We start from the raw sequence: 22,754 nt of genomic DNA on the forward strand, positions 1-22,754 counted from the left end.
TTGCAACGCGCCAGTACTCGCCGGGCCCGGGTAACCACCCGGGCCCGGCGGGCACGCACGGTACAGAGGCACCGGTGGTGGACGCCGTGGCTGTTCCTCGTCGTCCCGCTGGCCGTCACTGTCCTCTTCTCGCTGTTCCCGTTCGTGAACACGGTCGTGCTGTCCTTCACCAACGCCACGCCCCTGGGCGGCGGCGAGTTCACCGGCCTGGCGAACTACCGGGAGATGACGGGCGACGGCCAGTTCTGGCTGGCCGTCCGCAACAGCACGTTGTTCATGGTCGTCGTCGTGCCGCTCATGGTGCTGCTGCCGTTGTTCCTCGCGCTGCTGGTCGCCAAGCAGATCCCGGGCATCGCGTTCTTCCGGGCCACCTTCTACACGCCGGTCGTCGCCTCGGCCGTCGTGGTCGGGCTGGTCTGGTCGTGGGCGCTCGGCACGCAGGGGCTCGTCAACGGCTTCCTGGAGTCGATGAGGTGGGTCAACGAGCCGGTCGGGTTCCTCACCGACGCGCAGCTCCTGCTCTTCTCCACGATGGCGGTGACCGTGTGGAAGGGCCTCGGCTACTACATGGTGATCTACCTGGCAGCCCTGGCCAACGTTCCGAAGGAACTCCACGAGGCGGCAGCCCTGGACGGCGCGGGGGCCGTCCGCCGGTTCCGCAGCGTCACCGTACCGGCGCTGCGCTCCACCATGATCCTGGTCGGCACCCTGTCGGCGATCTCGGCGTTCCGGGTGTTCACCGAGCTCTACGTGATGTCCAACGGCTCCGGGGGCCCCGGGCAGCAGTCCATCACCCTCGTGTTCCTGATCCAGATGGTCGGCCGGGGGCTGGACGGCTCCGTCGGGTACGCCTCGGCGCTGTCACTGGTGCTCTTCGTCATCACGCTCGGCTTCTCCCTGCTGCTGTTGCGGCTCAACCGGACGGAGGACCGGGCGTGAGGCTCACCGGGTACACAGTGGAGGTTGTGGCATGAGGGCGAGCCGCAGCGAGATCGTGCTGCGTTACCTGTTGCTGGTCCTGGTTTTTTTGATCTCGATCGGCCCGTTCGCGTGGCAGCTGGCCACGTCGCTCAAGTCGCCGGCCGAGGACATCTACACCTACCCGCCGCAGTTCCTGCCGTCCGATCCGACGCTGGACAACTACGTGAAGGTCGGCGAGATCGTGCCCGTCTGGCGATACGCGATCAACTCCCTGCTCGTCGGCGTGGCCTCCGTCGTCAGCAACTGCCTGTTCGCCGCGATGGGCGGCTACGCGCTCGCCCGGTTCACCTTCCGGGGCCGCAGGCTGGCCACCTGGGCCTTCCTCGCCACGCTGCTCATCCCCGGCGAGGCTGTCCTGATCTCGATGTTCCTCACCGTGCGCTCAATGGGCCTCGCGGACACCCTCACTGGGGTGTGGCTGCCGGGCTGCGCCGGTGCGATCAACGTCCTGCTGCTGCGCAACGCCTTCCTCGCCCTGCCCCGCGAGGTGGAGGAGGCCGCGGTGGTGGACGGGGCACACGCCTGGCAGCGGTTCCGCCGGGTCGCGCTGCCCAGCGTGAAGGGGACACTGGCCGTCGTGGCCCTGCTGTCCTTCATGGCGGCCTGGGACGACTTCCTCTGGCCGCTGATCATTCTGTCCGACCCGGACAAGTACACCCTCACTGTTGGCCTGCAGTACCTGTCCGGCACGTTCTCCAACGACCAGCGGCTGGTCGCGGCCGGCACCATGATCTCGGTGCTCCCGCTGCTGGCCCTGTTCTTCTCGCTCCAGCGATTCTTTTTCAAGGGCCTCGGAGAAGGAGCACTCAAAGGATGAGACTTCTGGTCGCGGCAGCACTCGCCGCAACGTCACTTCTATCGGTACCGGCAGCAGCAGCCCCCGCTGTTTCCGCAGCTCCGGCACCCCAGCCGTACGCCTCCTACTGGTACCCGAACACCATTCTCACCTGGGATCCGGCCACCGACCCGGACGCCAGGTTCAACCGTTCCCGGGTACCAATGCAACCCCGCACCCAGAACGCCGCACTGAAAGCCAACACGAACGCCAGGGCTGGAGAGGGCAAGGTCGCCTCCCTCGTCTCGTTCGGGCCGACTTCCAACAACCCCTCGCAGGGTTCACTGGCCGAGAGCTACTACGCGTTCGGCTACTGGCAGTACGTCGACACGCTCGTCTTCTGGGGCGGCTCGGCCGGCGAGGGCCTGATCCTCGCCCCGAACGCGACAGTGATCGACGCGGCGCACCGCAACGGCGTGAAGGTGTACGGGACGGTGTTCTTCCCGCCCACCGCGTACGGCGGCCAGATCCAGTGGGTCCGCGACTTCGTCGTGAAGTCCGGCACGCGGTACCCGGTCGCCGACAAGCTCAACCAGGTCGCCCAGCACTACGGCTTCGACGGCTGGTTCATCAACCAGGAGACGGCCGGCGGAGACGCGGCGCTGTCGACGTCGCTGCGCGACTTCATGAAGTACGCGCGGACCTCGCCGACCGAGTTCATGTGGTACGACTCGATGGTCGAATCCGGCGGCATCTCCTGGCAGGACGCGCTGAACAGCAGCAACGACTCGTTCCTCCAGGAAGGTTCCTCGCGGGTCTCCGACTCGATGTTCCTGAACTTCAACTGGTCGTCGTCCGACCTGACATCCTCCCGGACCAACGCCCGCGCCCTCGGCCGCAGCGAGTTCGACCTCGCGACCGGCATCGACACCGAGGCCAACGGCTACAACAGCAGCGTCAACTGGTCCGGCCTCTTCCCCTCCGGCCAGCCACACGTCACCTCACTCGGCATCTACCGTCCAGAGTGGACCTGGAAGTCGTCCGCCAACCGTGACGACTTCATGACCCGCGACGCCCGCTACTGGACCGGCGCGAACGGCGACCCGTCCAACACCACGACCTCCAGCTCGTGGAAGGGCCTGTCCACCTACATCGCCGAGTCGACACCCGTCACCTCGCTACCCTTCACCACCAGCTTCAACACCGGCCAGGGCAGCATCTACGCCGTCGACGGCCAGATCACGAACACCGGCGGCTGGAACAACCTCGCCGTCCAGGACGTCCTGCCGACCTACCGCTGGCTGGTGTCGTCCACCGGCACGAAACTCACGCCACGCCTCGACTTCACCGACGCCTACAACGGCGGATCGTCCCTCTCACTGTCCGGTTCGATCTCGGCCACCAACACCATTCGCCTGTACCAGACGGCGCTGCCCGTCTCCGCCACGACCCAGCTCGCCGTCACCCTCAAGACGGCAACCGCTGGCGCCACGAACCTCTCAGCCTCCGTCTCCTTCACGGACGCCCCGAATACCTTCACGCACCTGCCGCTGGGCTCCACCACCGGTACCGGCTGGGAAACCAAGACGCTCGACCTGTCCGCCTACGCCGGCAAGACGATCGCGCAGCTCGGCTTCCAGGCCGCCGCCGGTACCGTCAACGTCAAGGTCGGCCAGCTCTCCGTCCGCAACGCGACGGCCACCACGCCGGCCCCGGCCACCTTCACGGTCGACGGCACCACCGACGTCTCCACGACGACCAAGCAGCTCCGCGTGTCGTGGTCCCCGGTCACCGGCGCCCACCACTACAACGTCTACCGCCGCAACCCGGACAACACCCGGACGTACCTCGGCGGCACCACCAACGACGCCTACTTCGTACCCAAGCTCGACCGGGCCGGCACCGAAACCAGCACAACCCTCGAAGTCGAGTCGGTCTCCGCGACGGCCACCCGCTCCACGGCCGCCACAACCACGGTCCCGTGGAGCGGTACCCCCACCTCCACCAACCTCGCCCTGAACCGCCCGGCCACCAGCTCCACACCCTGCAACTCGAACGAGTCAGCCGTCAAGGCCGTCAACGGCAGCGTGACCGGCGGCAACACCGACAAGTGGTGCTCACTCGCCTCGGCCAAGTGGCTCGAAGTCGACCTCGGCTCGGCCCGCACCCTGAACCAGTTCATCGTCAAACACGCCGGCGCCGGCGGCGAGTCGACATCCTGGAACACCCGGGCCTTCACCATCCAGACCCGATCCTCCACAACAGACCCGTGGACCACGGCCGTCACAGTCACCGCCAACACAGCCAGCACAACGACACACCCGGTCACCACAACAGCCCGCTACATCCGCCTCAACATCACCACCCCAACCCAAACCACCGACCAAGCCACCCGAATCTACGAACTCGAAGCCTGGGGCACCTGAGCTAGTTGGGCTTGGGTGAGCTGCCCTCTCCCGAGGGCGGCTCTCCCAAGCAGGTCAGCCAAACCGCAGGAGTGGGACGTCGTAGAGGTCGGGCTGGCGGACGCGGCGCATCTGGGGTTCGAGTACTTCGACGATGATCATTTCGGTGAGGAATTGGACCTGTGCGCTGAGGAGGTGGCTGGTGAGGCCGGTGGCGGAGCGTTCTTTGAGGCCGACGGCGATGTGGATGTGAGGCTGGACGGTGTCGGATTCGGGGTCATAGGCGAGGGTGCCACCACCGAAGGCTTCGGCGTTGGTGAGATAGACGGCTGACCAGACGGGCGCTGCCGGGTTGTCGAGTTTGTCGCAGGTGCCGACGATGCGGGCTTCGGAGAAGCCTGCGATGAAGGACGGAATATAGCCCTGGCGGATTTTGTGGGCGCGGCAGGCGTCGGCGAGGGCGGTGAAGAAGTCATCGCCGTGGTCGAAGGTGACACCGATGGTCCGTCCGATGGTGAGCTCGTGACTGCGCACGTTGTGTCCTCTGTGGCTGGGGCTAGTAGGTGTGGTGCTGGAGGTCTGCGAGGTACTCGCAGGCCCGTTCGGCTCCGGTGAGGGCCATGAGGCGGCTGCGGGGCTGGGTGAGCCCGGCGAGACCGTAGTCGGCGAGCTGTGCGCAGCGGATGGTGACCGTGGCCCAGTTCAGGTCGAGGTAGGCGGCCAGGGACCGTAGCCTGCGGGCCGGGTCGCTGGCGGTGATGACAGAGTGCGCGGTGGTGTGGCCGGTGGCATCGGCGTACTCGCGCAGGACAGGGCGGCTGGTAGTGACATCGACGTGCCAGAGGCTGTCGCCGCCGACCCAGTTGGCGAGGATCGCGTGCCGCCCGTCGCTGACGAACCCCTCGACGGCGGTGTACTCCGGCGCGGCGGTCACCTCGACCCGGATACCGAAGGACTCCATGAGGGCTGCGGCAAGCAGGAGCAGTACCCGCTCTGGTGCGGGGGAGGTGGTGACCTGCTCAGGCGGGATGCAGAACGAGCGGGTGACCTGCTCGCCGGTGGCAGCGAAGCGGCCAGTGACGGCCTGGAGGTAGGCGTACTTGTGGGTGAACAGCAGCCAGGTGCTGGCTTCCTCTCCGCGCTGTTCCCGGGTCCAGAACGACGGCAGCGCGGTGAGGGCTTCGGTGTGGCGGAGGATGTACCGGGCGCAGAAGTCCGACCCGAGCCATGCCTGCGACACCGCAGCGAGGTCAGCCGCAGATTCGCGGCCGGCGGCGGACCGGTTGAGGGTTTCGTATCCGGCGAGCTGACGCTGGCAGTCGGTGAGGAGTGTGTCGTCGCCGAGGAGCGCGTCGTCGAGGTTCGCCACGGCCCACACCAGGCCAAGGGTCACGTCGTCGAGGACGTAGGCGGGCGGGATGATCAGCTGGGCGCCGGGGGCGGCGTGGATGAGGCGGCGGCGGGCCTGGCGGCTGTCGAGGGCGTACATCTTCGGCCCGTCCTCGCTGGTGGTGATGCCGACGACGAGGCCGCGCTGGGGACGGCGGAGGAACCGGCCGCCGGCCAGGCCCTCGGGGACGGCGGCCAGGATCCGATCGCCGTCGCTGGCGGGGAACGCCAGGGCGGAGACTGCTGACCCGGTGAACATTTTCCCGGCCGGGCCGATCAGGGTCAGCTCGCGGCCATAGCCGCTGTGGTCGGCGGCGTGACCGGGGTGGCTGAACGGCAGCGACGCCAGCCCGCCTGCGGCGAGGGTGGTGTTGACGAGAAAGCCACGGCGGTTCACGTCTTCGCCTCCCTGGTTGATCAGCGTGCCCAATGTAGGCACAGCCAGGGATGTCCACAGGTCAGAACCCAGGTGCTGGGTGTGGGCTGGTGTGGGCTGACGCTGTGCGAGCCTCAAGCCATCGCGGGCCTGCTGCTCCCGGGCGTAGATTCCCGCCAGAGCACCCCCAGTACCCAGGGCCGTGTCACAGCCGGCCGCGACTTCAGGGGAAGGCCAGCGCGCGCCGCGCTCGATCTGGCCCAGGTAGCTGAAGTCGAACCGGGCCCGCAGCGCCAGTGCCCGCAGGGACAGGCTCCGCTCGCGCCGGATCCGGCGGAGGGCTTGCCCAAAGGTTTCCATGTGCCTGTCACCTCACCGGGTGTGGGCTGGCCGATGTGGGCACACAGCTCACATCTTGGGAACGACCGACTGTAGGCAACAGGCTACTCACAGCGGACCCGGCGGTCGACGCACTCACTGAAGCTCGGTTGCCGGGACCGCACCCAGCCGGAGGGGAATGCAGCGTCATCGTCGACGCGGTGTCCATCCCGTTCCCTCAGCAGATCACCAGGAGGTAGCCATGTCCGCCACCACGACTAAGGCACCGCAGATCCAAGCTCACATGCCTGTGCCTTTCACCCGCGAGTGGAACCGCGTTGCCGGCGTCGCTGTCGACGGCCACAAGCTCACCATCAACCCGGCCGAATTCTTCTTCCGGTACAACAACCCCTCGTGGCTGCTGTGCGAATGGGACAAGGTCACCGCCGAGCTGCTCACTGCCACCGAGACCGACGCCGTGACGATCGAGCAGATGGTCCTGGACTTCGTGAAGGCCAACGGTCGCACCACCGATGACCCCGCCGAGGTCCTCCACGCTGCCCATTCCGTCTATGCGCACATGTTCCGCGCCGAGCACCTTGACAACCCCGAACTGGACTTCGCCACCCCGAAGACCCTCGTCATGCTCCGCGAGCTCGGTACGCTGATGGCCCTCAACCGGGTCGAGCTGGACGGGACGATCAGCAACGCCTCCCCGGCCTGGATGCTGTGCGCGACCGCCCGCGTTGTCTACGACCTCGACGAGCACGAGGCGCACGTCCTCGACGAGCTGTACCACGGCACCTGGTTCAACGAGTCCCGCCGCCGGGAGAGCATCTTGGCACACGCGGCGCTGGGCGGCAGGCTCGTCCACGGATGCCAGGGAGCCCCTAACATGAGCGGTGGCTGTGTCGTCCCGTTCGGTACCGACATCGACCGGTTCCGCAAGGAACTTTCGCAGATGCGCGGGCCGTGGATCGAGCGCAGCCTGGCCGGGCTGGACAACTAGCCCGGAGGCCCGCGGTGGAGGACCATCCGGCGGTGGTTCTCCACCAGCATCGACTGGAGGCAGTATGGCAGTACCCAGGGACACCACAGGACGTGTCGTCGTCGTCCGCGACACCCTCGACGGCGTGAACACCTCGCTCAAGTACACCAACTACCAGCTCGACACCGCAGGAGCCGGGCTGCCACCGCACCCGTTTCTGTGGACAGAGTCCGCCGGGCATCTCCGCTCCGTGCTCACCAAGCAGGCCGAGCTCGCCGAGCACGTCGCCCGCAACATCGACCGGTGGATCAAGAACAACGTCGGAGCCGATGCCGCCGACATAGCCGCCATGCGAGCGGCGGCGAAGGACTACAAGGCCATTGCGAAAAGCCTGATCGGCAACGCGCGCAAGGCCCGCAACGTCCAGGCCTGCCTCGAAGTCACCGGCAGCTAGCAGCACCCGATGCGTGAAGCCGCCGCCGTCAACGCAGCCGCGTGGAACCACCAGGCCAGACTGGCCGGAACTCCCGATGGCACGACGGCCGGCCGCCTCGAGCTCACCCAGTACCCCGGCCACGGACCCGGCATCGAACTTCTCGGCAACGTCACCGGCAAGACCGTCGTCGAACTCGGCTGTGGACGCGGACACAACCTCGCCGCCCTCGCGGGAGCCGGAGCACTCTGCACCGGCATCGACATTGCCGAGGAACAGATCCGCTGGGCACAGGCGGCCTGGCCGCATATCGATTTCCACTGCGCCGACGCCCTCGACTACCTCACCACAGCACGACCCGCCGACATCTATCTCTCAATCTTCGGCGCTATCGGCCTCACCGACCCGGACCAGCTCCTACCTGCCATCGCCACCGCGATGCACCCCGAAGCGATCCTGCTGTTCACCGTGCCCGTCCCAGACTGGCTCGGAACGCGCCACGACCACATGACCACCCGTGACGGCCGCAGGTTCCCGGTACGCCGATGGCTCCTGGAGCCAGGCGAGTGGGTGTCTCAGCTTCGGTCCGCAGGCCTTGTGCTATCCGATCGCTGGACGGTCACCGAGCCAGCTGGTGGCCAGACGTGCACGCTGATCTTCAGCGCCGCCCAGCCGACGTCAATGCCCTGCGTCTAGCCCAGCGCCTGCTACTCCGCCGAGCCCCTGATGATCAGCCTCGTCGGGATCCGTACCTCGCGGGCCGGGAGGGCTGGGTCGGCCAGGCGGGACTCCAGGAGTTCCATCGCGGCGCGGCCGATGCCCTCGGCGTCCTGGGCCACGACGGTCAGGCCCGGGGTGATGAGGTCGGCGAGTTCGAGGTCGTCGAAGCCGACCAGGGCCGGGCGGCTGGGGAGGCTGGGGAGCTGGCGGAGTACCTCGGCTGTGATCCGGTTGTTCGCCGTGATCAGGGCGGTGACCGGGCCGGAGCCGGCCAGGGCTCCCGGTACCGGGCCGGGGCCCAGGAGTTCGTCGAGGCTGCGCTGGATGCCGCCAGCTGTCGGGGCCGCGAGCCGGATCAGGGCCTCGTCGGTGACGATCTCGTTGTCGCGGAGGGCCGCCCGGTACGCCATGACGCGCTCGCGGGCGGTGAAGACCATCTCGTCGTCGCCGAGGTACCCGATGCGCCGGTGCCCGTGCCGCACCAGGTGGTCGACGGCCGAGCGGACGCCGCCGGCGTTGTCGGACAGCACGCTGTCGGCGAGCAGGTCGTGGGCCGGCCGGTCGATCGCGACGACGGGCAGGCCTGCCGCGACCTCGGGGTGCAGGTACTCCTGGCTGTCGGCGATCGGGGCGAGGATCAGGGCGTCGGGGCGGCGGGCGCAGAAGGCGAGGGCGACCTCGCGTTCGCGGGCCGGGTCCTCGTGCGTCGATCCGATCATGACGACCTGGCCGTCGCGGTGGGCGGCCATCTCGACTGCCCGGCCGATCGCGGCGAAGAACGGGTCGGCGATGTCGCGGACGACCATCGCGAGGGTGCCGGCCCGGCCGCTGCGGAGCTGCCTGGCGCTCTCGTTGCGGCGGTACCCGAGGGCGACGATCGACTCCTCGACCCTGGCCAGGGTGCTGGGGCCGACGCCCGGTTCGCCGTTCACCACGCGGGAGACGGTCTTCAGTGCCACGCCGGCGTGGGCGGCGACGTCCTTCATCGTCGGGCGCCGGGGAGGGAGGGCACCGGAGGACGAAACTGCGGCGGTCATGACTGCTAAGCGTAGTTGACTTTGCCCTAGACAACGTTGTCTGATCACAGAATGCTGCACAGACCCGCGAAACGGCTGCCCGGCGGCACCTGGCTGGGCGCGAACTACTGGTCGGCTGCCGGTGGCCCGTTCATGTGGCGGACGTTCGACGAACAGGTCATCCGGCGTGAGCTGGAGGTCCTGGCCGGGCACGGGCTGAACCTGGTCCGCACGTTCTGCTTCTGGCCAGACCTGATGCCACGGCCGGACTTCGTGGACCCGGAGGGGCTGGCCGCACAGCTGCGGTTCGTGCGCCTCGCCGCCGGGTACGAAATGAGGGTTGTCCCGACCTTCCTCGTGGGGCACATGTCCGGAGAGAACTGGGACGTCCCGTGGCGGCAGGGCCGGGACTTCTACACGGACGGCTGGCTGCTCGGGCAACAGGCGCACTACATCGCCACCGTGACGGCGGCACTCAAGGACGAGCCGAACATCGCCGGCTGGCTGATCTCCAACGAGATGCCCCTGTACGCGGACGAGTTCCGCGCTGGCCCGCCCCGCCACGCCGACGTGCTCGCCTGGGCGCGGATCTGCACGCAGGCCGTCAGGGCCGGTGGCGGCCACCAGCCGGTCAGTCTCGGTGACGGCGCGTGGGGCCTGGAGGTCAGCGGCAAGGACAACGGCTACCGGCTCCGCGAGCTCGGCGAGGTCATCGACTTCGCCGGCCCGCACGTGTACCCGATGGGCGACGACGCCACCCGCCTCCTCCTCAGGCACGCGTGGGCGTGCGAGCTGGCCCAGACCGGCGAGCTGCCCGTGATCCTGGAGGAGTTCGGGGCCTCGTCGACGTTCAGTTCCGACGCGCACGTCGCGGACATCTACCGGGTTGTCCTGCACAGTTCGCTGCTGGCCGGGGCGACCGGCTGGGTGGCGTGGAACAACACCGACTTCGACCTGCCCAGCCAGCGGCCGTACTCGTTCCGCGGCTATGAGCAGGGCTTCGGCCTGACGACTCCCGACTCGGTACCCAAGCCGGCCCTGCGTGAACTCGCGGCCTTCTCCGAGCTGCTGTCCGCCATCGACTTCGCCAACTGCGAGCGCACGCCCTCCGACGTCGGGCTCCTGATCAGCTCCTATCTGGACGAGGACCTCCCGATGACGGTGCAGGAGGATTCGGTACCGGTGGCCGAGTGCGGCTTCCAGTCCTGGATCTCGGCCCGCGCCGCCGACCTGTCCCCGGCCGTCGTCAGGGAGCGCGACCTGGCGGACAAGGAAGCCAAGCTCTGGCTTGTACCGTGCGCCAAGGCTCTCCAGCTCCCGACGTGGCGTGACCTGCGGGCCAAGGCCGAGGCGGGCGCCACGGTCTACGTCTCGTACTTCGCGGGCGTCGACATCCACCAGCGCGGCCCGTGGTGGCGGCCGGAGGAGGTCTTCGGCGTGGAGTCCGAGCTGTTCTACGGGCTGACCGACCCGGTGGACGACGCGACGTGGACGTTCGAGCGGGACTTCGGGGACATCCCGGCCGGTACCAGGATCACGTTCCCGCTGGGTGGGACGGAGCACACCCGCTCGCGGCTGCCCGTCCGGCCGGGAGCCGCCACGGTCATCGCCAGGGACGCCGACGGCTGGCCTGCCCTGCTCGTCACCGAGGCCGGGGCCGGGCGGCTCGTGCTGTCCACGGTCCCGGTGGAGGCCTTCGCCGCGTACCGGCCGAACGCCAACCCCGACGACGCCACCTGGCGCCTCTACCAGGCCCTTTCCGTGCTGGCTGGCGTCGAGCGCCCGATCACGGCCGACGACCCGCGGGTCATGGTTGACGCGATCACGCACGCGGACGGCACCCGCTATGGGATCCTGGTCAACGCAAGTCGTGTACCAGTGACGGCCGTCATGCGAGCGCCTGTGGGGAGCGCCACTCTGAACGGGGAACCTATGGTGGGGGAAGTGACTCTCTCATCATGTGACGTCAGAGTGGTCAGGCTCGGATGACGTCACGCTTCTCCGGGGGCGGTGTACTCCGGGGTCGAGGGGGACGCCGACCCGGTCTGTGAGGACCGGGCCGGCAAACTCGTGGAGGCTGGCGGTCGGCGAGGACCGCCGCCTCCCCAAATCCCCATTTCTCTCTCCTTTTCCCACCCGGGTTTTTCCGGCTTGACCCTCACGTAGCGGCAGGCTGAACCCTGGAGTGCGACAGAGAAGGGGGCCAGCCCGTGAGCTACGCGGTGGGACAGGTCGCGAAGTTCGCCGGGATCACCGTGCGGACCTTGCACCACTACGACGAGATCGGCCTGCTCAGTCCGAGCGGGCGCACGTCAGCCGGGTACCGCAGGTATTCCGACGCCGATCTCGGCCGGTTGCAGCAGATCCTGTTCTACCGCGAGCTCGGGTTCCCCCTCGACGAGATCGCCGTCATCCTCAGCGACCCGGGCATCGACCCGGCCGGGCACCTGCGCCGTCAGCGAGAGCTGCTGCTGGGCCGGGCCGGCAAGATCCAGGAGATGGTGGCGTCGATCGAACTCGCCTTGGAGGCAGAGCACATGGGTATCAACCTCACGCCGGAGGAGCGGTTCGAGGTGTTCGGCGACCACGACCCGGACCAGTACGCGGACGAGGTGAAGCAGCGCTGGGGCAACACGGACGCCTACAAGGAATCCGCGCGCCGGACCAGCAGCTACACCAAGGCCGACTGGGAGGCCATCAAGTCCGAGGGCGAGAGCATCAACTCGCGGCTCGTCCTCGCGATGCGGCAGGGCCTGCCGGCCGACGATCCGCAGGTCTGCGACCTCGCTGAGGAACACCGCCAGCACATCAGCCGGTGGTACTACGAGTGCGCGTACGAGATCCATCGTGGCCTGGCGGTGATGTACGTCGAGGACCCCCGGTTCACGACGAACATCGACCAGGCGGGCGAGGGCCTGGCGGTCTACCTCCGGGACGCGATCCTGGCCAACGCCGACCGCGCCGGCGAGTAGCGCACAACGGAAGGTCACGCGGCTCCGGCGTCCGCGTGGCCTTCCTTCTTTTTCATGGGTACCCCTTTCGCCGGTACGCCGGCGACCTCGCGCGCCGGAGCCGGCAGCAGGCTCAGCCACGCCGCGAACAGCCCGCACAGGGTCGCGAGCAGGTGCCCGAGTTCCCAGATGGACCGGGTGACCACGAACGGCACCAGCACCCCGGCCACGAGTCCCGCGATCACCAGCCACTGCTTCCAGCCCCGCAGCAGCAGGGCTGCGGCCGCGCACCCGGCGACCATCATGTAGCTCACGCCGACGTCGTTGGTGTACCGGAGCAGCTCCGACTCGTGCCCGGCCGCGATCGCGTGCCGCTCGGCGAGCGCGGTCAGCAAGGTACCCGCGACGTGCCCGAACAGGCAGACGAAGATGATCCGCGGCGTGCCGTACCTGCGCTCGGCCCACGCCACCACCGTCGCGTACACGAGGATGTAGAGGCCGAGCCCGTAGCCGCGTTCCGCCACCCAGATCGCGCTCGTCGCCAGCGCCCGGATCGGCTCGTCGCTCAGGTGCGCCAGGTTCGTGCTCTGCATCGTCGTCAGCACGTTGATCAGGTGCGGCGGCGCCGAGAACTGGACGAGCGTGGTCGCGGTGAACACGGCGACGTAGGCGAAGGTGGCCGGCGCGAACATCACCCACCGGTGCAGCCGCCTGGTGTACGGCGAGAGGCGGGCGACGGCCTCGCTCGCTGGCTGCCACACCCGGCCCAGCGCCTTGAGCAGGTACCAGGCGAGCACGAGTCCCAGGAACACCAGCGCCATGCCACCCACTATCCCGGGCGGCCCGCCATTCAGTGCCCGGAAACCGGCACGTACTGGTAGTAGGCCAGGAACATGTCGACCCCGTGCTCGATCAGCCCCGTCGTCAGGTCCGCGCCGAGCGTGACGCCGTACGCGCTGTGGACCAGGTGCGGGTACAGGACGAGGGCGTAGAGCTGGACGATGGCCAGCTCGACATCGGGCATGACCAGCCGGCCCTCGGCCGCGAGCTGCCCGAACGCCTCGGCCAGCGCCGGGTACGCCCGGCTGGGCCCGTTGCGCTGCCATGCGGCCCCGAGGTCCGGGAAGCGGCGTACCTCGTTGACGACCAGGTGCCGGAGGGCGAGCATGCCGGGCTGGGTCATCGCGTCGACCCAGGCCCTGGCCGTCCACACCAGAGCGTCACGCAGGTCCTCGCGGCTGGCGAGCCGGGCGGCCGTGCCCTCGACGGCCGCTGCCAGCGCGTCTTCCAGCGCCGCCCCGATCACCACCTGGAACAGGGCTTCCTTGCTGCCGAAATGGTTGTAGACGGTCACCTTGGACACGCCGGCCTCTGCGGCGATCGTGTCCATCCCGGCCGAGAACCCGTCGCGGACGAAGGCTTCCCGCGCGGCGCGCACGATGGCCTGCCGCTTCCTGCTGGCCCGGTCGCCGCTGGGCACCCGGGGCATCTCGCTCGGTCCCATGCCGTACCTCCGTCCGGAGGTCAGCCTAACAGCGCCTGAACTGAACAGTTGAGTTCACAGAAAACTACCCCCCGGCGAAGGGCGGCAGCACGTCCACAGTGGCCCCGGCCGGGAGCGCGGCCGCGTGATCCCGGCAGGACACCTCGTTGACCAGGAAAGACGCGGCTTTCAGTACCCGGGCGAGCTCCTCGCCGTGCTCGGCGGACAGCGTGGTCACCAGCTCGCCGAGCGTCCCGGCCGCCACCCGCTGCTCCGGCAGGCCAGCCGCCGCGCGGGCACCGGCGAAGTAACGGACTGTCAGCATCTCCACCACCAGTACGAGGAAGAAGTCAGCCGCCGATGGACGACATCGGGCGGTCGGGCTGGAGGAAGGCCGGGTTGTCGATCCCGTGGCCGGGCAGCTTGCCCCACATCGCCGTGCGCCACAGGGCGGCCAGCTCGGCGTCGGAGGCCCCGGCCCGCATGGGGGTCCGCAGGTCGCTCTCGCCCCGGGCGAACAGGCAGTTGCGCACCTGGCCGTCGGCGGTGAGCCGGGTCCGGTCGCAGTCCCCGCAGAACGGCCTGGTCACGCTGGCGATCACGCCGACCCGGGCCGGGCCGCCGCCGACCAGCCACGTCTCGGCCGGCGCGGAGCCCCGCACCGTACTGAGATCAGGCGTCAGCCCGAAGCCGGACAGCGACTCCAGGATCTCCGTGGCCGTGACCATGTTGTCCCGGCTCCAGCCGTGCTGGGCGTCCAGCGGCATCTGCTCGATGAACCGCAGCTCGTAGCCGTGGTCCAGCGCGAACTGGAGCAGGGCCGGCGCCTCGTCCTCGTTCACGCCGCGCATCAGCACGGTGTTGAGCTTGACCGGGGTCAGCCCGGCAGCAGCGGCGGCCTCGATCCCGGCCAGGGTGTCGGCGAGCCGGTCCCGGTGGGCGAGCGCGACGAACCGGTCGCGGTCGAGCGTGTCCAGCGAGACGTTGACCCGGGCCAGCCCGGCCTCGGCCAGCGGCACGGCGAGGCGGGACAGCCCGATCGCGTTCGTGGTCAGCGAGGTGTGCACGGGGGTCTGCCGGACGATCTCCACCAGGCCGGGCCGCAGCAGCGGCTCCCCGCCCGTGTACCGGACCTCGGTCACCCCGAGCAGCCCGGTGGCGATCCCGACCAGCCGGATCACCTCGGCGTCGGTCAGGATCTCGTCCTTCGGCAGCCAGGGCAGGCCCTCGGGTGGCATGCAGTACGAACAGCGCAGGCTGCACCGGTCTGTGAGTGACACCCGCAGATCGGTGGCGACGCGGCCGTACCGGTCATCCAAGAGCATGCCCCTACGCTAGCTCAACAGCTCCGCTACCCGGTCATGCGCGGGACCCGCCAGTTTGCGCTCCAGCGTGTGCAGCAGGTCGTGGGCGGCGGTCCCCGGCCAGTCGGCGGGCAGCAACTCGTGCGGGAGGCCCGGGTCGAGGTACGGGAGCCGGCGCCAGGCCGTCAGCGCGCGCACCCAGTCGGCCAGCGCGTTCTCGCCGGTCACAGCGCTGTAGGCGGCCAGGAACTCCTCGTAGAGCGTGCGCAGCTCCGGCAGGTCCCACCAGGCCTCGATGTCCACGATCCCCGGGGTCTCGCCGACGAACAGCGTCACGTACTGCGACAGGTCGAGCCGGTCGAGTGTGTCGCGGACGATCGCGTACCGGTGGGCCGGCGCCACCCACACACCCGGGGCGGCGGTACCGAAACCGAGCCGGGTGAGCTGGGAGCGGAGGGTGTGGCGGCGCTGGCGTTCCGTCTCGGGTACCGAGAAAACGACGAGCACCCACCCGTCACTGACCTGACCGCGCCGGGGATGGAAGATCCGCTCGTCGCCCTCGCGGAGCAGGTGCGCGGCAGCCTCGGTGAGGGCGTATCCGGCGGAGCCGTCGTGCCGGCGGGGTTCGAGCAGGCCACGGCGCTTGAGCCGGGACATCGCCGAGCGGACGGCCGGCTCGTCGACCCCCAGCTCGCCGAGGATGCGGATCAGGGCGGCGATGGACATCCAGCCACCGGTCTCGCGGGCGTAGAGCCCGTAGACGGTGACGATCAGCGCGCGGGGGCTCTCGTTCACTGTCTGGCCCAGGGGGTGCCGAGAACGTGCCACGGAGCGGAGGAGGGGCTGGGTTCACTCACTCTGACGAGGATATATGTAGCGCCCTCTTGACTCCCGTCACAGGAGCGGAATACTTCGGATATGGATCTGTCGCCGAGCTCACACGTCGACACCTTCGCCCGCGATCACCTCCCCCCGGCTGATCAATGGCCTGAGCTGCTTCTCCTGGACTACCCCGACCGGCTGAACTGCGCCGTCGAGCTGCTGGACCTGGCCCAGGACCTGAGCGCGCCGTGCCTGATCAGCAACGGCGAGACCTGGTCGTACGGCGACCTGCTGGCGCACGCCAACCAGATCGCCCGCGTGCTGACCGAGGACCACGGCCTGGTGTCCGGCAACCGGGTGCTGCTGCGCGCCCCGAACAACGCCTGGCTGGTGGCCTGCTGGTTCGCGGTGCTCAAGGCCGGCGGCGTCGTGGTCACCACCATGCCGCTGCTCCGCGACCACGAGCTTGAAGTCATCGACGAGATAGCGTCGATCAATCTGTCCCTGGTGGACGACCGGTTCGCCTGCCAGCTCCAGCCCCAGGTCACGTTCTCCGAGCTGCGCAAGGCGGCGGAGAGCAAACCTGCCACGTTCAGCAATGTGGACACTGCTGCCGACGACGTGGCCCTGCTCGCCTTCACATCCGGTACCACGGGGCGGCCCAAGGCGACCATGCACTTCCACCGGGACGTGCTGGCCAACGCCGACACGTTCTCGGCTCAGGTGCTCAGGCCGGACGCCACCGACGTGTTCGCCGGCTCGCCGCCGCTCGGGTTCACGTTCGGGCTCGGCGGTCTCGTGGTGTTCCCGATGCGCGTGGGTGCCTCTTCGGTACTGCTGGAGAAGGGCACCCCGGACATCCTGCTACCGGCCCTCGTCGAGCACAACGTGACGGTGCTGTTCACCGCGCCCACGGCGTACCGGGCCATGCTGCCGCTGCTCCCGCCCGAAGGCCTCAGGCTGCGGCGCTGCGTGTCGGCCGGCGAGCCGCTGCCCCGGTCCACCTGGGACGCCTGGCTGGCCGCGACCGGGATCAGGCTGATCGACGGGATCGGCGCGACCGAGCTGCTGCACATCTTCATCTCGGCAGCCGACGACGACATCCGGCCCGGGTCGACGGGCAAGCCGGTACCCGGCTACGTCGCGACGGTCCTCGGCGACGACGGCCAGCCCGTGCCGCCCGGCGTGATCGGGCGGCTCGCGGTGAAGGGGCCGACCGGCTGCCGGTACCTCGCCGACGAGCGCCAGCAGGTCTACGTCCAGGACGGCTGGAACCTGACCGGCGACACGTACGCGCAGGACGAGGACGGCTACTTCTGGTACCAGGCCCGCAGCGACGACATGATCATCTCGGCCGGCTTCAACATCGCGCCGCCCGAGGTGGAATGGGCACTGCTCAAGCACCCGGAGGTCGTGGAGTGCGCCGTCGTCGGCCAGCCCGACGCGGAGCGGACGATGGTCGTGGCGGCGTACGTCGTCCTCGCCGCCGGGGTGACCGGTGACGAGGGCAAGGCCGCCGAACTCCAGGAACACTGCCGGCGGGAGATCGCGCCGTACAAGATGCCGAGGGTGGTCGAGTTCGTGGCGGCCCTGCCCCGCACCTCCACCGGCAAGGTCCAGCGCTACATGCTCCGCAACACCTAGAACTCCTTGACGCACACCCACTGCTCGGCGACCGGTTCGTAGCCGAGCCAGCGGTTCACGGCGAGCATCGGCGCGTTCTCCTTGTCGTTGCCCGTGTACGCGGCCGTGATCCCTGCGGCGGCAGCCCGGTGCAGCGCCTCGGCCTTGACCAGCTTGGCGAGGCCGAGGCCGCGGTACTCCGGCCGGGTGCCCGTCATGCCCGACCAGCTCCGTGCGTTCGCGAGGTCGGCCTCGACCAGGGTGTACGCGGCCGGAACCCCGTCGACCAGCGCGGCGACGCCCACCTCGTGCAGCAGATCCGGGTTGTCCCAGACGGCGGGCAGCCACTCCGCGAACGGCCTGGTGGTCGCCGGCCCGACGGAGGGCATGTCCACGACCGCGGTGGCTTCGATCGTGTGGATCGCCTCCGGCCCGGCCTCGGCCAGGCTGACCAGCGTCACGCCCGGCCGGGGCTCGGGGACGGCCGGCACCGCCCGGGGGTCCACCATCGACACGGAGGCCGGCCGGGTCGTCTCGTACCCGCGCCGGCTGGCCCAGCCCTGGGCTTCGGCCATCGCCCAGGCCGTCACCTCGCGGCCGCCGATCGAGCGCATGTGCTCCTCAGCGGCCGCCAGCAGTGCGGAGCCGATGCCCTGCCCGGTGTGGCCGGGGTGCACGGCCAGCACCATCGCGCACCGGCCGGGTTCCGTGCCGAACGGGCTGAACCCGGCCTGCGCCACCCCGGCGACCTCGCCACCGGCCTCGGCGACCAGGTAACGGGAGCGCAGCCGGGCCGGCCGCGACTCGTACCTCCGGAGCAGGCCACCGGGAGTGGTGAGCGGGACGATCATCGCGGCTGACCGGACCCGGGCGATACCCGGCATGTCGTCCACTGTGGCTTCCCGGATCAGCATCGCGCCGCTCCCCTGGTGTCAGAGCTCCTTCACGCACGACCACTGGGTGGCGACCACCTGGTAGCCCAGCCAGTCGTTGATCGCGAGCATCGGAGCGTTGGTGTAGTCGTTGCCGGTGTAGGCCGCCGTCACCCCGGCCTCGGCAGCCTTGCGCAGCGACACCGACTTCAGGTACTTGGACAGCCCACGGCCACGGTACTCCGGAAGTGTCGCCGTGCCCGAAGCCATCGCCTTGCCCGCAGCCAGGTTCGCCTCGACGAAAGTGGCTGCCACAGCCCTGCCGCCGGCCATCGCCACCAGGCTGATGTCGAGCTGCATGTCGGGGCTGTTCCAGACCCGGGCCAGGAAGTCCTCATAGGGCATTCCCTCGTACGGCACGTCCCCGGGCTCGTCGGCGAAAGCCGCGGTGTCGAACGCGTGGGCGGCCTCCGGGCCCAGCTCCCGCAGCGCGATCAGCTCGACGCCCTCGGGGGCCGGCGGGACGGGCGGCAGGTTCCGCGGGTCGACCCGCGACCAGCGGTCGGAGGACTTCGGCTCGTAGCCGCGCCTGCGCACCCAGTCGAGCGCCTCCGGCTCGTCGGTCGACCAGCCGCGCATCCGCAGCGGAGCCATGCTCAGCACGTACTCCTCGATCTCCGCGTAGAGCGCGCTGCCCACACCCTGCCCCCGGAACTCGGGATGCACGTTGAGCGAGAGCTCCCCGACCGGCTCGGACACCGTCGCGTTCAGGCCACCGGTGGCGAAGCCGAGAATCCGGCCGTCCTCGCGTACCGCGACGATCCGCCGGGTGCGCGCCTTGGGTGAGGCGGCCACGAACCAGCTCTTCTGCGCCTCGACACTCGCGCACATGTACGGCTGGATCGCCTGCCGGATCGTCACCCACTGCTCGACGTCGTCGAGCACGGCCGGGCGGATCACGTAGTCAGTCATGGGAGTGTCCAGGAGGTGAGAGGGGACCTAGTAGGTACGCAGGAAGGACCAGTGGGCGTGCGTCGCCCGGTAGCCCAGCCAGGTGTTGACCGCGAGCATCGGCGCGTTGGCGGCGTCGTTCGCGGTGAACGCGGCGGTGATGCCCGCGTCACGGGCGGCACGCAGCGAGGCGGACTTCATCAGCTTGGCCAGGCCCCGGCCACGGTAGTCGGGCATCACGGCCGTGCCGCTGGCCCAGATCCGGTCACCGGCCGGGTCGCCCTCCACGATCGTCAGCGCGGCGGGCGCGCCGCCGACGTACGCGACGTAGCCGAGGTCGCCACGGTTGTCGGGGTTGTCCCAGAACTTGGCGACCCACTCGTCGTACGGGATGGCGATGCTGGCCATGTCGCCGGGCTCGTCGAGGAAGGCGACGCAGTCCACTTCGTACACGACCTCGGGGCCAGCCTCGGCAACCGGGACGAGCGTGACGCCGGCCGGGATCTCCGGCATCGGCGGCAGGTTTGCGAGGTCCACACTGGAGTACGTGACGTCGCGGCTCTTCTCGTAGCCACGGGCGGCGGCCCACGCCATGTCGGCTGGCTCGTCCGTCGTCCACGTCTGTACGCGCTTCGCGCCGATCTCCAGCAGGTGCGCCTCGATCTCGGCGAAGAGCGCCGACCCGAGCCCGAGGCCCCGGAAACGCTTCGCGATCCGCATCCCGGCACCGGCGGCCCCCGCCTCGTCGGTGAAGGTGTTGAGGGCGCAGCCGCCGAAACCGGCGATCTCGTCGCCCACCGTCACCACGAGCCGCTGCGGCAGCGAGCGCTCCGGCGTCGAGCGGACCTCCTGGAGGTGGTGGGCGACGCTGTTGGTGAAGTGGGCAACCTCGGCCCGCTTGATGGCGACGATCGCCTCCGCGTCCTCGGGCGTGGCCGGCCGGATGACGAGATCGGGGCGGTTCAAGGCATCAGAAGTCACGCGTCCTGTCTAACAGCCACCGCCACCGATTTTTCGTGATCATCAATTCCTAGCGTCGCGACGGGTGGTCCAGCGCCCCGGCCAGACCAGCGGCGTAGGCCTGCTCGGCCGTGTAGCCGATGCTCGCGGCCGCCTCGTAGTCCCTGCCGAGGTCGGTGTCGAACATCGCCGGATCGTCGGTGCTGATCGAGCACTGGATCCCGGCTGCTGCGAGCTGGGGCAGCGGGTGCTCGGCGAGGCTGGCGACGACCTTCGTCCGCAGGTTGGACATCGGGCACACGTCGAGGACGAGGCCACGGTCGGCGATCTCCTTCACCAGCGCCGGGTCCTCGACCGCCCGGATGCCGTGCCGGATGCGGTGCGGATCCATCTCCAGCGCCTCACGGACCGACTCGGCCCCGGCGCCCTCGCCGGCGTGCGGCACGAAGGCCACGCCGCCGTCCCGCGCGATGTCCACCATCCGCTGGAACGGCTTGAGGGACAGCCCCCGCTCCGCCCCGCCGACGCCGATCCCGACGACGCCGAGATCCCGGTACCGGACGCACTGCCGGGCGAACTCCTCGCACAGCTCCATGTCGCCGATGCCCCGGTGGGTGTCCGGCGTGAAGCGGATGTCCACACCGAACCGTTCCCTGGCCTCCACCGCGCCCTCGGCGTAACCGGTGAACATCTCCGCCCACGGCACGCCGCGGATGACCCGCTCACAGGGCGAGAAGATCCCTTCGATGTACTCGGCGCCGAAGCCCGCCGCCTCCTCCGCGTAGTCGACGACGACCTGGCGGAAGTCCACGGCGGTCCGCAGGCAGTTCGTGGTCAGGATCCACGTCTGGAGGAAGTGCTCGAAGCTGGTGAACTCGTACAGGCTCGCCNGCCCCTCGACAGTGTCGGCCGGAAGCGGCTGGTCGTTGCGCCGGGCGATGTCGAGCAGGGTCTGCGCCCTGATCGTGCCCTCGAGGTGGACGTGCAGCTCAATCTTCGGGGTCATGCACCCATCTTGTACGAGCCCTGGCTGTACAGCAGTTCGAGGATGGACCTGGTCGCCTCGAACCACCGGTCGAGCCATTCCACGCTCGGCGGCTGCCCGCCCCGTGGCGGCAGCTCCATCAGGAGCCCGCGCAGCAGCGGGTGGTCGGCGAGCGCCTCGGCGGAGAACTCCAGCACAGCCGGGTCGTAGACCGGTTCGATGAGCGGCGGCAGTTCCCGTGGTGGCGGCTCGGCCTGCCTGGCCGGGCCGGGCCCGAGTGATGCCTGTTGCTGGGCGAGGTCGCTGCGCTGCTGGACGAGTTCGCTGCGGAGGCCGAGGGAACGGTCCCCGTCCGGCGCGCCCTGCTGCGGGCCGGGGAGCTGACGTGCCTGGCCGCGGAACTGCTGGACCTCGTCAGCGCCGCCCCGGGGGCCAGCGAAACTCTCCGTGGGATGATTCATTCGATTATGCCTAACTTGTACGATTAGCGATGGCTCCTGGCTCCCCGGGTGTCACCCGTACAACGAATGGCGCCGTGCCGGGCGACGGTTCGCCCGCGCTTCGCCCGATTGGTCTTAAGAGGCTCCGTGCTCGACTCAGGCGCAGCACCCGCCCGCCCGTTCACCGTGCTTCCCGGCGGATCGGCCCTCACGCACAGTTCCGGCAGCTCCGGTACGACGGGCGACGACGACCGTCTCCTGTGGCGGCAGGTCACGGCGGGGGAAACCGTCACGGCCCGCGCGCCGGGCGCACCGGACTCCGGGCGGCTCGCCGTCGCCAGAGCCGAGGCCGCGGCCGCCGTGGCCGCGGAGGAACGGCTCGCCGGGCATGTCGATGATCTGACAGCGCAGCTCGCCTCGCCCGCCGCGTGGTTCCAGCCGGCCCGGCGGCACGCGCTGGCCCGTCAGCTCCGGCTCGACCGGGGCCACCTCGGCGTCCTGCGGGCCAGGGCAGCCAAGGCGATCTCCGCGCGCGACCAGCTGGAGGACCAGCTGAGCAGGCATCGCGCGTACCTCGACGACCACCGGCCGACCCTCGACACCGCGAAGCTCGCGAAGGCAGAACTCGACCGGCGGATCGACGACGTGATCACCGCGCACGCGGCGTCCACTGTGCAGCCGCCCTGGTTCAGGTACGGGCTCGGTTTCCCGCCGGAGGCCGCGAGCTATCCGGCCTGGCTACGGCGGGCCAGGGCCGCCGTCGGGTACCGGCTGCGCTTCCGCGTGGACCACCAGCTCGAACCGCTCGGTACCGAGCCGCCCGAGCACAGTAAGCAGCGGCAGCACTGGCTCGCGGCCCGGGAGGCGTGAACCAGGACGCGGGAACACGCCCGGGATCGCCGGCCAGTTTGGCGATTCGGCAAATGTGGCAAACCGGACTCAAGATCTCGATAGGGTACGGG

At 69.5% G+C, this 22,754-nt stretch carries 23 protein-coding genes; 10 read left to right on the forward strand and 13 right to left on the reverse strand.

The window, feature by feature from the left end; all coding sequences use genetic code 11:
- The 3 genes from A3G1_RS0108500 to A3G1_RS0108510 are packed head-to-tail and all read left to right on the forward strand — an operon-like array spanning position 1 to position 4,182.
- Positions 1-939: a carbohydrate ABC transporter permease gene (locus A3G1_RS0108500; RefSeq protein WP_018349051.1), complete on the forward strand. Its 939-nt coding sequence runs from the start codon at positions 1-3 to the stop codon at positions 937-939.
- A 31-nt stretch (positions 940-970) separates the two neighbouring features.
- Complete coding sequence (locus A3G1_RS0108505; RefSeq protein ID WP_018349052.1) at positions 971-1,798, forward strand: carbohydrate ABC transporter permease; 828 nt, start codon at positions 971-973, stop codon at positions 1,796-1,798.
- The gene (locus A3G1_RS0108510; RefSeq protein WP_026211936.1) at positions 1,795-4,182 is read left to right on the forward strand and encodes an endo-beta-N-acetylglucosaminidase; all 2,388 of its coding nucleotides are present in this window, start codon (positions 1,795-1,797) and stop codon (positions 4,180-4,182) included. The genes A3G1_RS0108505 and A3G1_RS0108510 overlap by 4 nt, the downstream gene beginning before the upstream one ends.
- A gap of 54 nt (positions 4,183-4,236) precedes the next feature.
- Here the strand turns inward: A3G1_RS0108510 and A3G1_RS0108515 are convergent, their stop codons facing one another.
- Together A3G1_RS0108515 and A3G1_RS0108520 are read right to left on the reverse strand one after the other, a co-directional pair.
- A complete protein-coding gene (locus A3G1_RS0108515; protein ID WP_018349054.1) occupies positions 4,237-4,695 on the reverse strand; it encodes a PPC domain-containing DNA-binding protein in 459 nt (152 codons plus the stop codon).
- 22 nt (positions 4,696-4,717) lie between these two features.
- Positions 4,718-6,286 (reverse strand): helix-turn-helix domain-containing protein, encoded by a 1,569-nt coding sequence (locus A3G1_RS0108520; protein ID WP_083936818.1) that lies wholly within the window; start codon positions 6,284-6,286, stop codon positions 4,718-4,720.
- Between the two features lie 262 nt (positions 6,287-6,548).
- Between A3G1_RS0108520 and A3G1_RS0108525 the strand changes: the two genes are divergently transcribed.
- The 3 genes from A3G1_RS0108525 to A3G1_RS33905 all read left to right on the forward strand — a co-directional run bounded on the left by A3G1_RS0108525 (position 6,549) and on the right by A3G1_RS33905 (position 8,361).
- Positions 6,549-7,253 (forward strand): hypothetical protein, encoded by a 705-nt coding sequence (locus A3G1_RS0108525; protein ID WP_051110482.1) that lies wholly within the window; start codon positions 6,549-6,551, stop codon positions 7,251-7,253.
- Between the two features lie 64 nt (positions 7,254-7,317).
- Positions 7,318-7,686, forward strand: coding sequence for a hypothetical protein (locus tag A3G1_RS0108530; RefSeq protein ID WP_018349057.1), 369 nt, complete (start codon positions 7,318-7,320; stop codon positions 7,684-7,686).
- Between the two features lie 9 nt (positions 7,687-7,695).
- Entirely contained in the window at positions 7,696-8,361 is a 666-nt protein-coding gene (locus tag A3G1_RS33905; protein WP_018349058.1) for a class I SAM-dependent methyltransferase, read from the forward strand.
- Between the two features lie 11 nt (positions 8,362-8,372).
- Here A3G1_RS33905 and A3G1_RS0108540 read toward each other — a convergent pair whose 3' ends face one another.
- The gene (locus A3G1_RS0108540) at positions 8,373-9,422 is read right to left on the reverse strand and encodes a LacI family DNA-binding transcriptional regulator (RefSeq protein ID WP_051110481.1); all 1,050 of its coding nucleotides are present in this window, start codon (positions 9,420-9,422) and stop codon (positions 8,373-8,375) included.
- A gap of 51 nt (positions 9,423-9,473) precedes the next feature.
- Here A3G1_RS0108540 and A3G1_RS0108545 point away from each other — a divergent pair, with 51 nt between their 5' ends.
- Positions 9,474-11,390, forward strand: a complete 1,917-nt coding sequence (locus A3G1_RS0108545; protein WP_018349060.1) for a glycoside hydrolase 5 family protein — start codon at positions 9,474-9,476, stop codon at positions 11,388-11,390.
- Positions 11,391-11,611: 221 nt separating this feature from the next.
- On the forward strand, positions 11,612-12,373 hold the full coding sequence (locus tag A3G1_RS0108550) for a MerR family transcriptional regulator (RefSeq protein WP_018349061.1): 762 nt from the start codon (positions 11,612-11,614) through the stop codon (positions 12,371-12,373).
- Positions 12,374-12,387: 14 nt separating this feature from the next.
- Here A3G1_RS0108550 and A3G1_RS0108555 read toward each other — a convergent pair whose 3' ends face one another.
- The 5 genes from A3G1_RS0108555 to A3G1_RS0108575 form a co-directional block, all read right to left on the reverse strand.
- Complete coding sequence (locus A3G1_RS0108555; RefSeq protein WP_018349062.1) at positions 12,388-13,173, reverse strand: rhomboid-like protein; 786 nt, start codon at positions 13,171-13,173, stop codon at positions 12,388-12,390.
- Positions 13,174-13,202: 29 nt separating this feature from the next.
- The gene (locus A3G1_RS0108560; protein ID WP_018349063.1) at positions 13,203-13,856 is read right to left on the reverse strand and encodes a TetR/AcrR family transcriptional regulator; all 654 of its coding nucleotides are present in this window, start codon (positions 13,854-13,856) and stop codon (positions 13,203-13,205) included.
- A 64-nt stretch (positions 13,857-13,920) separates the two neighbouring features.
- Positions 13,921-14,160, reverse strand: coding sequence for a MoaD/ThiS family protein (locus A3G1_RS0108565; protein WP_040477882.1), 240 nt, complete (start codon positions 14,158-14,160; stop codon positions 13,921-13,923).
- A 25-nt stretch (positions 14,161-14,185) separates the two neighbouring features.
- Positions 14,186-15,160: a GTP 3',8-cyclase MoaA gene (moaA, locus tag A3G1_RS0108570; protein ID WP_018349065.1), complete on the reverse strand. Its 975-nt coding sequence runs from the start codon at positions 15,158-15,160 to the stop codon at positions 14,186-14,188.
- Between the two features lie 9 nt (positions 15,161-15,169).
- On the reverse strand, positions 15,170-15,934 hold the full coding sequence (locus A3G1_RS0108575; RefSeq protein WP_018349066.1) for a PaaX family transcriptional regulator: 765 nt from the start codon (positions 15,932-15,934) through the stop codon (positions 15,170-15,172).
- Between the two features lie 123 nt (positions 15,935-16,057).
- Here A3G1_RS0108575 and A3G1_RS0108580 point away from each other — a divergent pair, with 123 nt between their 5' ends.
- Complete coding sequence (locus tag A3G1_RS0108580; protein ID WP_018349067.1) at positions 16,058-17,605, forward strand: AMP-binding protein; 1,548 nt, start codon at positions 16,058-16,060, stop codon at positions 17,603-17,605.
- Here A3G1_RS0108580 and A3G1_RS0108585 read toward each other — a convergent pair.
- From A3G1_RS0108585 to A3G1_RS38315, 5 genes are all read right to left on the reverse strand, one after another.
- Positions 17,602-18,498: a GNAT family N-acetyltransferase gene (locus A3G1_RS0108585; RefSeq protein ID WP_018349068.1), complete on the reverse strand. Its 897-nt coding sequence runs from the start codon at positions 18,496-18,498 to the stop codon at positions 17,602-17,604. The two genes, A3G1_RS0108580 and A3G1_RS0108585, sit on opposite strands and share 4 nt — an antisense overlap.
- Before the next feature lie 18 nt (positions 18,499-18,516).
- Positions 18,517-19,428, reverse strand: a complete 912-nt coding sequence (locus A3G1_RS0108590) for a GNAT family N-acetyltransferase (RefSeq protein WP_018349069.1) — start codon at positions 19,426-19,428, stop codon at positions 18,517-18,519.
- A gap of 27 nt (positions 19,429-19,455) precedes the next feature.
- Positions 19,456-20,388 carry a GNAT family N-acetyltransferase gene (locus A3G1_RS33910; RefSeq protein ID WP_083936819.1) on the reverse strand — a complete coding sequence of 311 codons (933 nt, stop codon included), beginning with the start codon at positions 20,386-20,388 and terminating at the stop codon, positions 19,456-19,458.
- 49 nt (positions 20,389-20,437) lie between these two features.
- Positions 20,438-21,451 (reverse strand): adenosine deaminase, encoded by a 1,014-nt coding sequence (gene add / locus A3G1_RS0108600; RefSeq protein WP_425411376.1) that lies wholly within the window; start codon positions 21,449-21,451, stop codon positions 20,438-20,440.
- Positions 21,370-21,813 (reverse strand): hypothetical protein, encoded by a 444-nt coding sequence (locus A3G1_RS38315; RefSeq protein ID WP_018349072.1) that lies wholly within the window; start codon positions 21,811-21,813, stop codon positions 21,370-21,372. The genes add and A3G1_RS38315 overlap by 82 nt, the downstream gene beginning before the upstream one ends.
- 126 nt (positions 21,814-21,939) lie before the next feature.
- Between A3G1_RS38315 and A3G1_RS0108610 the strand changes: the two genes are divergently transcribed.
- Entirely contained in the window at positions 21,940-22,662 is a 723-nt protein-coding gene (locus A3G1_RS0108610) for a hypothetical protein (protein WP_018349073.1), read from the forward strand.
- The last annotated feature ends 92 nt before the right edge of the window (positions 22,663-22,754 follow it).

The organism is Longispora albida DSM 44784 (assembly GCF_000379825.1).
Lineage (GTDB): Bacteria > Actinomycetota > Actinomycetes > Mycobacteriales > Micromonosporaceae > Longispora > Longispora albida.